Below are 14583 nucleotides of genomic sequence, written 5' to 3'. Positions count from 1 at the left end.
CCGGATGAGCATAAAACAGATAACTATACCGCAGGATTTTATGCTGGGCGCGGCGGCATCGGCCTGGCAGACCGAGGGCTGGAGCGGCAAAAAGCCGGGGCAGGATTCGTGGATCGATCTCTGGTACAAGAACGATCGTCACGTCTGGCACAACGGCTATGGCCCGGCGGTGGCAACCGACTTTATTAATCGCTTCCGTGAAGACGTGGCGCTGATGAAGCAGGCGGGCCTGACGCACTATCGCACCTCGATCAACTGGTCGCGCTTTTTGACCGACTATGAAAACGCCACCGTAGATGAAGAGTACGCCGCCTATTACGACGCGCTGTTCGATGAAATGCACCGTCAGGGCATTGAGCCGATGATCTGCCTGGAACACTACGAATTGCCGGGCGTGCTGCTGGAAACCTACGGCGGCTGGGCGTCGAAGCACGTCGTCGAGCTGTTCGTTCGCTATGCGGAAAAAGTGTTTGAGCGCTTTCACGGCAAAGTCACCCGCTGGTTTACCTTCAACGAGCCGATTGTGGTCCAGACGCGCGTCTACCTTGACGCACTGCGCTGGCCCTATGAGCAGAACACCAGCACCTGGATGCAGTGGAACCACCATAAAGTGCTGGCGACGGCGAAAGTGGTGAAGCTGTTTCGCGAGAAAGGGTATGACGGCTCAGTGGGTTGTATTCTTAACCCGGAAGTGACCTATCCACGCTCGCGCGCACCGCATGACGTGCGAGCGGCAGAGATGTACGATCTGTTCTACAACCGCGTCTTTCTCGACCCACTGGTGCACGGGCGCTATCCGCAGGCGCTCTTTACCCTGCTGGCGCAGCATCAGGTGCAGTGGGACTACACGGCTGACGAGCTGGCGCTGATTGCCGACAACACCGTCGACGAGCTGGGCATTAACCTCTATTACCCGCATCGCGTCAAAGCCCCGTCCCGCGCCTGGCACCCGGAGACGCCGTTCCACCCGGCGTATTACTACGAGCCGTTCGAGCTGCCGGGGCGGAGGATGAACACCTCCCGCGGCTGGGAGATCTTCCCGCGCATTATTTACGACATGGCGATGCGGATTAAAAACGACTATCGCAACATTGACTGGTTTGTAGCGGAAAGCGGGATGGGTGTGGAGAACGAAGCGCAGTTTCGCAATCGCGACGGCATTATCGATGACACGTACCGCATCGCGTTTATCAGCGAACATCTCTACTACACGCTGCTGGCGCGGGAGGCGGGGGCAAACTGTCACGGTTATATGCTGTGGGCCTTCACCGACAATGTCTCGCCGATGAACGCGTTCAAAAACCGCTACGGGCTTATTGAGATCGACCTTGAAAACCATCGCGCACGGCGGGCAAAGAAATCGGCGTCCTGGTTCCGCCAGCTGCGCGATGAGCGTGTGCTGACGCTCAGGGTAGACGATGAATGGAAGTAAGCCTTCTGGTAAAATAGCGCACAAACTGGCCGGGAGGACGTCCGGCCCGCGCATTAACTGAAAAACACAGGTGAAAACGTGGATAAGGCTGTCATCCTGCCGGAAAAAAAACAGTACCAGGAGATTGGCGAGGATTTACGGGCGCAGATTATCCAGGGGCATTATCCCGTGGGATCGCGTCTGCCGCCGGAGCGCAACATCGCCGAGACGTATGGCGTGAGCCGCACTATTGTGCGCGAGGCGCTGCTGATGCTTGAGCTTCAGGGGACGGTGGATATTCGCCAGGGGTCTGGCGTGTACGTGATGCGCATTCCGGAGGAGCATGAAAACGAGGAAGAGCGTTTTCTGAACAGTGACGTGGGGCCGTTTGAAATTCTCCAGGCGCGTCAGTTGCTTGAAAGCAACATTGCCGCCTTTGCCGCAAAAATGGCGACGCGGGCGGATATCGACAACCTGCGCCGCATCATCGAGCAGGAGCAACGGGCGATTGCCGCCGACGATCGCAGCCAGGACAACAACAAAATGTTCCACCTGGTACTGGCGGGGGCCACACAAAACCAGATGCTGCTGGCGACCGTTGAAAGCGTCTGGCATCACATGGACAGCAGCCCACTGTGGCAGCAATTCAACGGCCACATCGCCAGCCGCGCATGGCGGCTGAAATGGCTCGGCGACAGGCAAACCATTCTCGCTGCGCTCCGCCGCCGCGACGTGATGGGGGCGTGGCAGGCGATGTTCCAGCATCTTGAAAACGTCAAAAAGAGCCTGCTTGAGCTGTCAGACGAAGACGCACCCGATTTCGACGGCTATCTCTTCGAATCGGTCCCTCTTTTCCAGGGGAAGCTGGTGTGAATATACTGCCGCTTCACGCTGCGCCGCAGTTTACACAGCAGGTGATCGACTGGATCTGGTACGCGTTTGGTGAAGGTATGCCGCGTGCCTTTTTCCAGAGCATTGTCGAGCATAGCCTGACGCCGGGCGAGTTACCGCTCACCTTTATTGCCGTTGAGGATGACCAGCTGCTGGGCACCGTTGGGCTGTGGCGTTGCGATTTAATTTCCCGACAGGATCTCCACCCCTGGCTGGCTGCGCTGTATGTCGATGAAGCCGCCCGGGGAAACGGGCTGGCGGGAAAACTTCAGCAGCATGTTATCGGCTACGCGCGACGCGCCGGGTATCACGAGCTTCATCTCTGGTCTGCCTGCCGCGACTTCTACGAACGTTACGGCTGGCACTACATCGGCGATGCGCTGGAATACCCGGATAAAACCGTCCATCTCTATCGCTGTTCGCTCACGGCTTCCGCGGGCGATACCACCGAGTGACGGCGCACTAAGGTTGGGCTGAACAGGTGGGTAATTTCCGGCGGCGGGCGATGCTCGGCCAGCGCTAACGCCAGTTCTGCCGCCTGCGTTGCCATGGTTACAATCGGGTAACGCACGGTGGTCAGGCGAGGGCGCACGTAGCGCGACACCAGCACATCATCAAAGCCAATCAGCGAAATTTCTGCCGGGACGTCGATCCCGTTATCATTCAGCACGCCCATTGCGCCGGCGGCCATGGAGTCGTTATAGCTGGCCACGGCGGTGAAATTCCGCCCGCGTCCCAGCAGCTCGGTCATCGCCTGCTCGCCGCCACTCTCATCCGGTTCTCCGTACGCCACAAGACGATCGTTGCAGGGCAGACCGGCTTCGCGCAGCGCGTCGTAATAGCCCTGAAGGCGATCTTCCGCATCGGAAATTGGGTGGTTGGAGCACAGATAACCAATTCGGGTATGGCCCTGCTGGATCAGGTGACGGGTTGCGAGCCATGCGCCGTAACGGTCGTCGAGCGCCACGCAGCGGGTTTCAAAACCGGGAATAATACGGTTGATAATCACCATCCCCGGCATCTGTTTCATCAGATGGATCAGCTCGGCGTCGGGGATCATTTTGGCATGGACCACCAGTGCCGCACAGCGATGACGGATCAGCTGCTCAATGGCCTGGCGCTCTTTCTGTTCATTGTGGTAGCCATTACCAATCAGCAGGAAATTTCCGGTGTGATAAGAGACTTGTTCTACGGCTTTGACCATCGCACCGAAAAACGGATCGGATACATCCCCGACCACCAGCCCGATGGTTTCTGTCGACTGCTGGGCAAGGGCGCGCGCGTTGGCGTTAGGGTGATAATTCAGGTTTTCCATGGCGTCCTGCACGGCCTGGCGCGATGCATCACTCGCTTTAGGGGAGTTGTTGATTACGCGGGAGACGGTCGCGACGGAAACACCGGCCAGACGAGCCACATCCTTAATTGTCGCCATTCAATACCTTCTTATAGGGGTAAGCGTTTACACACTAACTAGTGTTGCGGAAAAGCGGCGCGCATTCAAGGGGAGCGGGTGAGCGTCCTCTGCAAACGTGAAGCAGAACATCCCTCGCGGTGTAATCGTTACACGGCCAGTCATGTCTGAATAATGGTAATCTGAACCTTTAGTTACACTTTGCCTCAGGCTGTTGCGATTGTCCGTTAGCAACGATGCGTTATGAATTGCTAGAGTCGAGATCCCAGAGGTATTGATAGGTGGAATCAACTTCGGTTGATTAACACGATTTACACCAACCTGCGTTTTACGCAGGTTTTTTTTTGCCTGTAAGTTCAACCTGTAACAGCAAAAGAGAATATTCACACCTGGTTGCACTTCGGCTCATTCCCTTGCGTTTTCCCGCTGGCGAAGCCTGTCGCCGGAGGCCACAATCAAGATCCCAGAGGTATTGATTGGTGAGAATTCCTGGTACGTTTTCGTACTCTTCTCTTGCACCAACCTGCGCGGATGCGCAGGTTTTTTTTCGCCTCTGTTTTTGCTATCGCTCCCTCACTACTTCTCGTGTAATCTGCCACCATTTATACCTTTCACACTGGCTGGCAAAGGGAGTTGAAATGCTTTTTGGGTTCTTCCGCACACTGTTTCGTGTCCTGTTTCGCATCCGCGTGACTGGCGATACGCAGGCACTCTATGGCGAGCGTGTTCTTATCACACCGAATCACGTCTCTTTTCTTGATGGCGTATTGCTGGCGCTGTTTTTGCCCGTGCGGCCCGTCTTCGCGGTGTACAGCTCCATCAGTGAAAAATGGTACATGCGCTGGCTCAAACCGCTGATTGATTTTGTCCCGCTCGATCCAACCAAACCGATGATGATTAAACATCTGGTGCGTCTGATTGGGCAGGGGCGTCCGGTGGTTATCTTCCCGGAAGGGCGGATTTCAGTGACGGGCTCCCTGATGAAAATTTACGATGGGGCCGGTTTTGTCGCGGCGAAGTCTCAGGCCACCGTCGTGCCGCTACGCATCGACGGGGCTGAGCTGACCTTTTTCAGTCGTCTGAAAGGGCTGGTGAAGCAGCGTCTGTTCCCGAAAATTACGCTGCATATATTACCGCCGACGTCACTGCCGATGCCCGAGGCGCCGCGTGCGCGCGACCGCCGTAAAATCGCCGGGGAAATGCTGCACCAGATTATGATGGAAGCGCGCATGGCCGTTCGCCCGCGCGAGACGCTGTATGAATCGTTGCTGTCGGCCCAGTATCGCTACGGTGCGAAGAAAAACTGCATTGAAGACATCAACTTTACGCCGGATACCTACCGTAAGCTGTTGACCAAAACGCTGTTTGTCGGGCGTATCCTGGAAAAATACAGCAAACAGGGTGAAAAGATCGGCCTGATGCTGCCAAACGCGGGTATCAGCGCGGCGGTGATCTTTGGTGCCGTCTCCCGGGGCCGCATTCCGGCGATGATGAACTACACGGCGGGCGTGAAAGGGCTCTCCAGCGCGATTACCGCGGCGCAAATCAACACCGTCTTTACCTCCCGCCAGTTCCTGGATAAAGGCAAGCTGTGGCACCTGCCGGAACAGCTGACGCAGGTGCGCTGGGTGTTCCTGGAAGATCTGAAAGCAGACGTCACGACCGCCGACAAGCTGTGGATTTTCGCGCACCTGCTGATGCCGCGTCTGGCGCAGGTTAAGCAGCAGCCGGAGGATGATGCCATTATCCTCTTTACCTCCGGCTCTGAAGGCAACCCGAAAGGTGTGGTTCACAGTCACAAAAGCATTCTGGCGAACGTCGAACAGATTAAAACCATTGCTGACTTTACCGCCAACGATCGCTTTATGTCGGCGCTGCCGCTGTTCCACTCATTTGGTCTGACCGTGGGGCTCTTTACGCCGCTGCTGACCGGTGCCGAGGTGTTCCTCTACCCAAGCCCGCTGCACTACCGCATTGTGCCGGAACTGGTTTATGACCGTAACTGCACGGTGCTGTTCGGGACGTCCACCTTCCTCGGAAACTACGCGCGCTTCGCCAACCCGTATGATTTCTTCCGCGTGCGCTACGTGGTGGCGGGGGCAGAAAAACTCCAGGACAGCACGCGCCAAATCTGGCAGGACAAGTTTGGCCTGCGCATTCTGGAAGGCTATGGCGTGACGGAGTGCGCGCCGGTGGTCTCCATCAACGTTCCGATGGCGGCAAAACCCGGAACGGTTGGCCGCATTCTGCCGGGGCTGGACGCGCGTCTGCTGGCGGTGCCGGGTATTGAAGACGGCGGACGTCTTCAGCTGAAAGGGCCGAACGTCATGAACGGCTATTTGCGTGTGGAAAACCCGGGGGTGCTTGAGGCGCCGACGGCTGAGAACGTCAATGGCGAGGTTGAAACGGGCTGGTACGACACGGGCGATATCGTGCGCTTCGACGATCAGGGCTTCGTGCAGATCCAGGGACGCGCAAAACGCTTCGCCAAAATCGCCGGGGAAATGGTCTCTCTTGAAATGGTCGAGACGCTGGCGACCGCAGTCTCAGCAGAGAAAATGCATGCGACCGTGGTGAAAAGTGATGCCAGTAAAGGCGAGGCGCTGGTGCTCTTCACGACAGACGGTGAACTGAAGCGTGACGCGCTGCTCAGGTATGCACGCGAACACGGTATCCCCGAGCTGGCGGTCCCCCGCGATATTCGTTACCTCAAACAGTTACCGGTGCTGGGCAGCGGTAAACCCGATTTCGTGACCCTGAAGGGCATGGTTGAAGAGGCAGAACAGCAAAATGCGTGAGTCAGTGCACACTAACACTTCAATCTGGTCGAAAGGCATGATGGCGGTTATCGCCGCCCAGTTTCTTTCCGCGTTCGGCGATAACGCGTTGCTGTTTGCCACGCTGGCATTGCTGAAAGCTGAGTTTTATCCCGACTGGAGCCAGCCGATCCTACAGATGGTGTTTGTGGGTGCTTACATCGTATTTGCGCCGTTTGTCGGCCAGGTGGCGGACAGCTTCCCGAAAGGTCGTGTCATGATGTTTGCCAACAGCCTTAAGCTTCTGGGCGCGGCAAGTATCTGCTTTGGTATCAACCCGTTTGTCGGCTACACACTGGTGGGCATTGGTGCGGCAGCCTACTCCCCGGCGAAGTACGGTATTCTGGGTGAGCTCACCACCGGTGATAAGCTGGTGAAGGCCAACGGCCTGATGGAGTCCTCCACCATTGCGGCTATTCTGCTGGGTTCGGTGGCGGGTGGCGTACTGGCAGACTGGCATGTGCTCGCCGCGCTTGGCATCTGCGCCCTGATGTACGGTGGCGCGGTGATCGCCAACCTGTTTATCCCCAAACTGGCCGTGGCGCGTCCGGGGCAATCCTGGCGCTTCGGGCCCATGACCGGCAGCTTCTTCAACGCCTGCCGCGTACTGTGGCGTAACGGTGAAACACGCTTCTCGCTGATGGGCACCAGCATGTTCTGGGGGGCCGGCGTTACGCTGCGTTTCCTGCTGGTGCTGTGGGTGCCGGTGGCGCTGGGCATTACTGACAACGCCACGCCGACTTATCTGAATGCCATGGTCGCCGTCGGGATTGTTGTCGGGGCCGGGGCTGCGGCAAAACTGGTGACGCTGGAAACCGTCGCGCGCTGCATGCCTGCGGGGATCCTGATTGGCGTCGGCGTTCTGTTCTTCTCCCTGCAACATGCCCTATTGCCTGCCTATGCCCTGCTGTTGCTGATCGGCATGTTAGGCGGTTTCTTTGTGGTGCCGCTAAACGCGCTGTTGCAGGAGCGCGGCAAGCAGACCGTTGGGGCGGGTAACGCCATTGCGGTGCAAAACCTTGGTGAAAACATGGCGATGTTGCTGATGCTGGGGATTTACTCGCTGGCGGTAAAAGCAGGTGCGCCGGTCGTGGCAATCGGGGTAGGATTCGGCGCGCTGTTCGCGCTGGCGATTAGCGGGCTGTGGGTCTGGCAGCGTCGTCGTTGAATTGTGCTACCTGATGCCCTCACCCCGGCCCTCTCCCACAGAGAGAGGGTGAAAACCCTAAAAACGGCAACGTGCGTTGCCGTTTTGCTTTTATTACGGTGCCGGGTAGGTATAAACCTGATGCACCGCTTCTATCTCCGCTAATACCTCTTCACTCAGGTTCAGATTGAAACTCTCAATATTGGTTTTCAACTGATCCATCGTCGTTGCGCCGAGCAGGGTACTCCCCACAAATGGCTGACGACGCACGAAGGCCAGCGCCATCTGCGCCGGATCGAGTCCGTGGCGTTTCGCGATATCCACGTAGGCCGCAACGGCTTTTTGCGTCTGCTCGCCGCTATAGCGGGTGAAGCGGCTGAAAAGCGTGTTACGCGCGCCAGCCGGTTTCGCGCCGTTCAGGTATTTGCCCGTCAGGGTACCGAAGCCCAGACAGGAGTAGGCGAGCAACTCCACCTCTTCGTACTGCGTCACCTCCGCCAGACCCACTTCATAACTGCGGTTCAGCAGGCTGTACGGGTTCTGAATGGTCACGATGCGCGGCAGATCGTGTTTATCGGCCAGATGCAGATAGCGCATCACGCCAAACGCCGTCTCGTTGGAAACGCCGATGTAGCGGATCTTACCCGCCCGCTGGCACTCCGTGAGCGCTTCCAGCGTTTCCAGCAGGGTAACGGCCGGAGCACTTTCGTTCCAGGTGTAGCCAAGCTTACCGAAGCAGTTCGTCGGACGCTGCGGCCAGTGCACCTGATAAAGATCGAGATAGTCGGTTTGCAGGCGCTTGAGGCTTGCATCCAGCGCCGCACGGATATTCTTGCGATCGAGGATCTGATTAGGGCGGATCCCGGCATCGTTATTACGGGAAGGTCCGCTGACTTTGGAGGCGATGACCAGCTTTTCGCGATTGCCGCGTTTCGCCAGCCAGTTGCCGACATACGTTTCAGTAAGACCTTGTGTTTCCGGGCGGGGAGGAACGGGGTACATCTCCGCCACGTCAATCAGGTTAATGCCCTGGCTGACGGCGTAATCGAGTTGTGCATGGGCATCGGCTTCGCTGTTTTGTTCACCAAATGTCATGGTGCCCAACCCCAGTTGGCTGATCTCCAGAGCGCTGTGGGGGATACGATGATAATGCATAGCCGGTTTCCTTTTTTAGACATACAGACTGCGTCAGGAGCCTCCCGACAAAGGAATATAAACATGGCAGAGGGAAGGCAAAAGGGGAAGGAAAAAATCAAAAAGGCCAGCAAGCTACTGACCTTTATCTGTTTAACGCTCGATGATCTGGGAGACTTCGTCGCGATTAATCTGCATTTGATTGCCTTCGCGATCGCGGTAACTCACCAGACCGGTATCGTCGTCGACTTCGGGTTTGCCATCGGTCAGGATCATACGACCATCTTTCGTTGACATGACATAGTCGCTGCTACAACCCGATACCGCAAACGCTAAACCGACTGCTGAGATAATTACTGCCCATTTTTTCATCGTTCTCATCCTCACCTGGCTCGTATCAAATCATAGTGTAGTAATAACCTGATATTACGACAGGTGAAAGGGGGGAAATCTTAAAAAGGAGGAGATTATGTTAGCCGGAGCGCAAAATTAGTAAAAAACTATGTTTTCAACAGGAAGTGGCGTGCCAGCAGTGCCCCGGTGAAATTCTTTTTAAGATAGAAACCGCGCGGCAGCGTCAGGATCGGTTCGCCCTGTGCGCCTACCGCTTCAGTGAGCGCTTTGCTATTGGCGGCTTTAGGACGAAGTTGCAGCACTTCGCCATGCCGGGCGGTGATCCGCTCAACCTGTCCCAGCACAATCATGTCCATCAGCTCTTCCCAGTCCTGGGAAAGCAGTCTCTCCTCTTCATCATTCGGACTCCAGAGCAGCGGGGCGCCAACGCGACGCTCTGCCAGCGGGATCTGCCTGTCGCCCTCAACGGGTACCCACAACACCCGCTTCAGCTTATGCCTGACGTGGCTGGTTTCCCAGGTCACTCCGCTGTTACCCGTGAGCGGCGCAACGCAGACAAAGGTGGTTTCCAGCGGCCGCCCCTGGCTATCGATGGGGATCGTCTTCAGTTCCACCCCCAGCGCCGCAAAATCTTGCTCGGGTTTACTGCCCGCGCTTGCGCCCAGCCAGCGTTCCAGCAACACGCCGATCCAGCCCTTATCACGCTTTAGATCGTTGGGTATCGTCAACCCCGCCATCACGGCCAGCTCGCCCAGTGAATAGCCTGCCAGACGTTGCGCCTGCTGGAGCAACTGGGCTTCACTGACGGGAGGGGAGAGCAGTGGGGCGAGAGAATGCATACTAACAACCTTTTGATTAAAAAATGAGCTGATATTTTATCCCTTGTGGACAGAGTTTACCTTTTTCTGAGTGAATATCCCATGCGTATGATTTATTTCATCTTTTTTAGACTATAGCCCGTCGCGCCGCGGCTAAAAAACAGGTTGTGCAATTCTGGTCACTGACAATAAACAGGATCTTACACCATGTTATCCACAGAAAAATGGGATAACTGGGAATAACTGCCACTACTGTTTCAATTTACAGCCTTGACGTGCGATGAAAATCGAATTTTCACACAAATTGTGCCTAACTTATTGGCACAATCTGTGGATAAAACCGACGCTGTTCGATCTTTCATCAGCAGGAGGATCTTTGATGTGACGATCGTCACGTTAATCGCCTCTGGCACCCTTAATTCCAATATAATATTATGAATTTAAATGATTTATTATTGGCAGGGTAAATTGGCGTTTCGTCGGGTTAAAAGGTTGTTCATCGGTAATTCCGCACTTCTTCACAACTATATCCACAGAAAAGGTGAATAAAAATGGTCTCTGTCGCCCGCATCTGTTTATAACTCCTCACTAAATTGTGAGTTATTCAAATGTTATTAGGTTGCAGGCCTGTAAGAGAGTGGTTTACCGCCTCCCTGTAGTGTGAAACAATCATTCATATATCAGATTTAGTTTGGGGTAGTCCGGTGATTGATGACGATGGCTACCGCCCAAACGTAGGAATAGTAATTTGTAATCGTCAGGGCCAGGTGATGTGGGCCCGGCGATATGGTCAGCACTCCTGGCAGTTCCCGCAAGGCGGGATCAATCCTGGAGAGTCCCCAGAACAAGCGATGTACCGGGAGCTGTTTGAAGAGGTTGGTTTAAGCCGAAAAGATGTTCGTATTCTGGCTTCGACCCGCAACTGGTTGCGTTACAAGTTACCGAAACGTTTGGTGCGTTGGGACACAAAGCCGGTTTGTATCGGCCAGAAACAGAAGTGGTTTCTTTTGCAGTTGGTGGGCAACGATTCAGATATCAATATGCAAACCAGCAGCACGCCAGAGTTTGATGGCTGGCGCTGGGTAAGCTACTGGTATCCGGTTCGTCAGGTCGTGTCATTTAAGCGCGATGTATATCGTAGGGTGATGAAAGAGTTCGCAAGTGTCGTGATGCAGCTTCAGGAGACGCCTCCGAAGCCACAGAGCGCACCTGCCTGGCGACGTAAAAGAGGTTAAGCTACGCAAATCATGCTCACCCGCTTGCGAGAAATAGTTGAAAAGGTTGCCAGTGCGCCTCGCCTCAACGAGGCGCTGAATATTCTGGTGACGGACATCTGTCTTGCGATGGAAACCGAGGTCTGTTCGGTCTACCTGGCCGATCATGACCGACGTTGCTACTACCTGATGGCAACCCGCGGTTTAAAAAAACCACGGGGACGCACCGTCACGCTCGCGTTTGATGAAGGTATTGTTGGCCTGGTCGGGCGACTGGCGGAGCCAATCAACCTTGCCGATGCGCAAAAACACCCCAGCTTCAAATATATCCCTTCCGTCAAAGAGGAGCGGTTCCGCGCTTTCCTTGGCGTGCCTATTATTCAGCGCCGCCAACTGCTTGGCGTGCTTGTTGTCCAGCAACGAGAGTTGCGGCAGTACGACGAAAGCGAGGAGTCTTTCCTCGTCACGCTGGCAACGCAGATGGCTGCTATCCTCTCCCAGTCTCAGCTGGCAGCCCTTTTTGGGCAGTATCGTCATACCCGCATCCGCGCGCTTCCGGCCTCGCCGGGCGTCGCGATTGCCGAAGGCTGGATGGATGCCACGCTCCCGCTGATGGAGCAGGTCTACGAAGCCTCGACGCTGGATGAAGCGCTTGAGCGCGAACGGCTTACCGCTGCGCTGGAAGAGGCGGCGAATGAGTTTCGTCGCTACAGCAAACGCTTTGCCGCTGGCGCGCAAAAAGAGACGGCGGCTATTTTCGATCTCTACTCACACCTGCTTTCCGATGCGCGTTTGCGTCGTGAGTTATTTGCCGAGGTCGATAAAGGTTCGGTGGCAGAATGGGCGGTTAAAAAGGTCATTGAAAAATTTGCTGAGCAGTTTGCGGTGCTGACTGACGGTTATCTGAAAGAGCGCGCCGGCGATTTACGCGCGCTTGGGCAACGTCTGCTGTTCCACCTCGATGATACTATTCAGGGGGCGAACGCCTGGCCGAACCGGTTTGTGCTGGTGGCCGATGAACTCTCAGCGACGACGCTGGCTGAATTACCGCAGGACAGGCTGGCGGGCGTGGTGGTGCGCGATGGCGCTGCTAACTCCCATGCCGCCATTATGGTGCGCGCGCTCGGTATTCCGACCGTGATGGGGGCGGATATTCAGCCCTCCGTACTGCATCGCCGTACGCTGGTGGTGGACGGATATCGTGGTGAGTTGCTGGTGGATCCTGAACCGGTTCTCCTTCAGGAGTACCAGCGTCTTATCAGCGAAGAGAATGAATTAAGCAAGCTGGCGGAAGATGACGTCAACCTGCCCGCGCAGCTCAAGAGCGGTGAGCGGGTGAAGGTGATGCTCAACGCTGGCTTAAGCCCCGAGCATGAAGAGAAGCTCGGCAGCCGCATCGATGGCATCGGCCTCTACCGCACTGAAATACCGTTTATGCTGCAAAGCGGCTTCCCGTCAGAAGAGGAGCAGGTGGCGCAGTATCAGGGCATGTTGCAGATGTTTAATGACAAACCCGTCACGTTGCGCACCCTGGACGTCGGCGCGGATAAGCAACTGCCCTATATGCCCATCAGTGAAGAGAATCCCTGCCTCGGCTGGCGTGGGATCCGCATAACCCTCGATCAGCCGGAAATCTTCCTTATCCAGGTTCGTGCCATGCTGCGTGCCAACGCGGCCACGGGGAATCTCAGCATTTTGCTGCCGATGGTCACCAGTATTGACGAGATCGACGAAGCGCGGCGGTTGATAGAACGTGCAGGGCGCGAAGTGGAAGAGATGATCGGCTATGCGATCCCTAAACCCCGTATCGGCGTGATGCTTGAAGTGCCTTCGATGGTCTTTATGTTGCCGCAGCTGGCGACCCGCGTTGATTTTATCTCCGTTGGTACCAACGACTTAACGCAATACATTCTGGCAGTCGATCGCAACAATACGCGTGTTGCCAGCATCTACGATAGCCTGCACCCGGCGATGCTTCGTGCCCTGGCGATGATCGCCCGCGAAGCCGAGCAGCATAATATCGACCTGCGCCTGTGCGGTGAAATGGCCGGCGATCCGATGTGCGTGGCGATCCTGATTGGTCTCGGTTTCCGTCACCTGTCAATGAACGGACGTTCCGTTGCGCGTGTGAAATACCTGTTACGTCACATCGAACAAGATGAGGCGCGCGAACTGGCCGCGCGTAGCCTGGAAGCACAGCTGGCAGCCGAAGTGCGCCATCAGGTGGCTGCGTTTATGGAGCGACGCGGCATGGGCGGTTTGATCCGCGGCGGCCGCTGATCCCCACAAAATAATGACTGCTCGGACGACCCCTCTCCCTTGAGGGAGAGGGATGGGGTGAGGGAGAACAGCGCGCGTAAAACCCTATACACATCTTTTACATCTCAGGCGCATCCTCCGCGCCTGCCTTATGCTATGATTCGCAACTTTGGAGCACCTGCCAACGGCGGGAATGCAATTCACCCGCTGTCCACTTTCAGCGGAATAACAACATCTTGTGGTGACAGATGAACAGTGGTTATCTGCATTTTCCGGAATTCGATCCGGTTATTTTCTCAATAGGACCTGTAGCGCTGCACTGGTACGGTCTGATGTACCTGGTGGGCTTCGTTTTTGCCATGTGGCTTGCTGGCCGTCGCGCCAGTCGTCCGGGCAGTGGATGGACGAAGAACGAAGTGGAAAACCTGCTTTATGCCGGCTTCCTCGGCGTATTCCTGGGAGGTCGCATCGGTTATGTCCTGTTCTATAATTTCCCGGTATTCCTGAACGACCCGCTCTATCTGTTCCGCGTCTGGGACGGCGGTATGTCCTTCCACGGCGGACTGATTGGTGTGATCCTCGTGATGGTGATCTTCGCCAGACGCACCAAACGCAACTTCTTCCAGGTGGCTGATTTTATTGCGCCGTTAATCCCGTTTGGGCTGGGCGCAGGGCGTCTGGGCAATTTCATCAACGGTGAGCTGTGGGGGCGTGTCGATCCGAGCGTGCCGTTTACCATGCTGTTCCCGGGCTCCCGCGCAGAGGATATCGCGCTGCTGCCTTCGCATCCTGAGTGGCAGTCCATTTTCGATACCTACGGCGTCCTGCCGCGCCATATGTCACAGCTCTATGAGCTGGCGCTGGAAGGCGTGGTGCTGTTCATCATCCTGAATCTTTATATCCGCAAACCGCGTCCAATGGGGGCTGTCTCCGGTCTGTTCCTGATTGGCTACGGCGCGTTTCGTATCATCGTCGAGTTCTTCCGCCAGCCGGATGCGCAGTTTACCGGTGAATGGGTACAGTACATCAGCATGGGGCAGATCCTCTCCATCCCGATGATTGTCGCGGGTGCCATTATGATGATTTGGGCGTATCGTCGTCGTCCACAGCAACAACTTTCCTGAGGAA

At 56.1% G+C, this 14583-nt stretch carries 12 protein-coding genes; 8 read left to right on the top strand and 4 right to left on the bottom strand.

What is annotated here, in order from left to right; translation table 11 throughout:
- Window positions 1-4: 4 nt before the first annotated feature.
- From L384_RS19450 to L384_RS19460, 3 genes are all read left to right on the top strand, one after another.
- Complete coding sequence (locus L384_RS19450; protein WP_023323696.1) at window positions 5-1432, top strand: glycoside hydrolase family 1 protein; 1428 nt, start codon at window positions 5-7, stop codon at window positions 1430-1432.
- Window positions 1433-1510: 78 nt separating this feature from the next.
- Complete coding sequence (locus tag L384_RS19455; RefSeq protein ID WP_003862809.1) at window positions 1511-2284, top strand: GntR family transcriptional regulator; 774 nt, start codon at window positions 1511-1513, stop codon at window positions 2282-2284.
- Window positions 2281-2757, top strand: a complete 477-nt coding sequence (locus L384_RS19460; RefSeq protein WP_003862808.1) for a GNAT family N-acetyltransferase — start codon at window positions 2281-2283, stop codon at window positions 2755-2757. The genes L384_RS19455 and L384_RS19460 overlap by 4 nt, the downstream gene beginning before the upstream one ends.
- On the opposite strand, the gene galR is transcribed toward L384_RS19460, so the two are convergent.
- Window positions 2712-3734, bottom strand: a complete 1023-nt coding sequence (galR, locus tag L384_RS19465; protein ID WP_003862806.1) for an HTH-type transcriptional regulator GalR — start codon at window positions 3732-3734, stop codon at window positions 2712-2714. The genes L384_RS19460 and galR overlap by 46 nt on opposite strands.
- A 617-nt stretch (window positions 3735-4351) precedes the next feature.
- On the opposite strand from galR, the gene aas reads away from it, so the two are divergent.
- Window positions 4352-6511, top strand: coding sequence for a bifunctional acyl-ACP--phospholipid O-acyltransferase/long-chain-fatty-acid--ACP ligase (aas, locus tag L384_RS19470; protein ID WP_023314771.1), 2160 nt, complete (start codon window positions 4352-4354; stop codon window positions 6509-6511).
- Entirely contained in the window at window positions 6504-7697 is a 1194-nt protein-coding gene (gene lplT / locus L384_RS19475; protein WP_003862801.1) for a lysophospholipid transporter LplT, read from the top strand. The genes aas and lplT overlap by 8 nt, the downstream gene beginning before the upstream one ends.
- A gap of 93 nt (window positions 7698-7790) precedes the next feature.
- Here the strand turns inward: lplT and L384_RS19480 are convergent, their stop codons facing one another.
- The 3 genes from L384_RS19480 to mutH form a co-directional block, all read right to left on the bottom strand.
- A complete protein-coding gene (locus L384_RS19480) occupies window positions 7791-8831 on the bottom strand; it encodes an NADP(H)-dependent aldo-keto reductase (RefSeq protein WP_023323695.1) in 1041 nt (346 codons plus the stop codon).
- Between the two features lie 132 nt (window positions 8832-8963).
- Window positions 8964-9182: a YgdI/YgdR family lipoprotein gene (locus L384_RS19485; protein ID WP_003862794.1), complete on the bottom strand. Its 219-nt coding sequence runs from the start codon at window positions 9180-9182 to the stop codon at window positions 8964-8966.
- 128 nt (window positions 9183-9310) lie between these two features.
- Window positions 9311-10003 carry a DNA mismatch repair endonuclease MutH gene (gene mutH / locus L384_RS19490; RefSeq protein ID WP_003862792.1) on the bottom strand — a complete coding sequence of 231 codons (693 nt, stop codon included), beginning with the start codon at window positions 10001-10003 and terminating at the stop codon, window positions 9311-9313.
- Between the two features lie 683 nt (window positions 10004-10686).
- On the opposite strand from mutH, the gene rppH reads away from it, so the two are divergent.
- The 3 genes from rppH (at window position 10687) to lgt (ending at window position 14579) form a co-directional block, all read left to right on the top strand.
- Window positions 10687-11217, top strand: coding sequence for an RNA pyrophosphohydrolase (gene rppH, locus L384_RS19495; RefSeq protein ID WP_003862791.1), 531 nt, complete (start codon window positions 10687-10689; stop codon window positions 11215-11217).
- Between the two features lie 12 nt (window positions 11218-11229).
- Window positions 11230-13476, top strand: a complete 2247-nt coding sequence (ptsP, locus tag L384_RS19500) for a phosphoenolpyruvate--protein phosphotransferase (RefSeq protein ID WP_003862789.1) — start codon at window positions 11230-11232, stop codon at window positions 13474-13476.
- Window positions 13477-13703: 227 nt separating this feature from the next.
- Window positions 13704-14579 (top strand): prolipoprotein diacylglyceryl transferase, encoded by an 876-nt coding sequence (gene lgt / locus L384_RS19505; protein WP_003862787.1) that lies wholly within the window; start codon window positions 13704-13706, stop codon window positions 14577-14579.
- The last annotated feature ends 4 nt before the right edge of the window (window positions 14580-14583 follow it).

The organism is Enterobacter sp. MGH 38 (assembly GCF_000492855.1).
GTDB classification, from domain to species: domain Bacteria; phylum Pseudomonadota; class Gammaproteobacteria; order Enterobacterales; family Enterobacteriaceae; genus Enterobacter; species Enterobacter hormaechei_C.
Note: the sequence above shows the minus strand (reverse complement) of the source record. Positions and strands in the feature narration are given on the sequence as shown.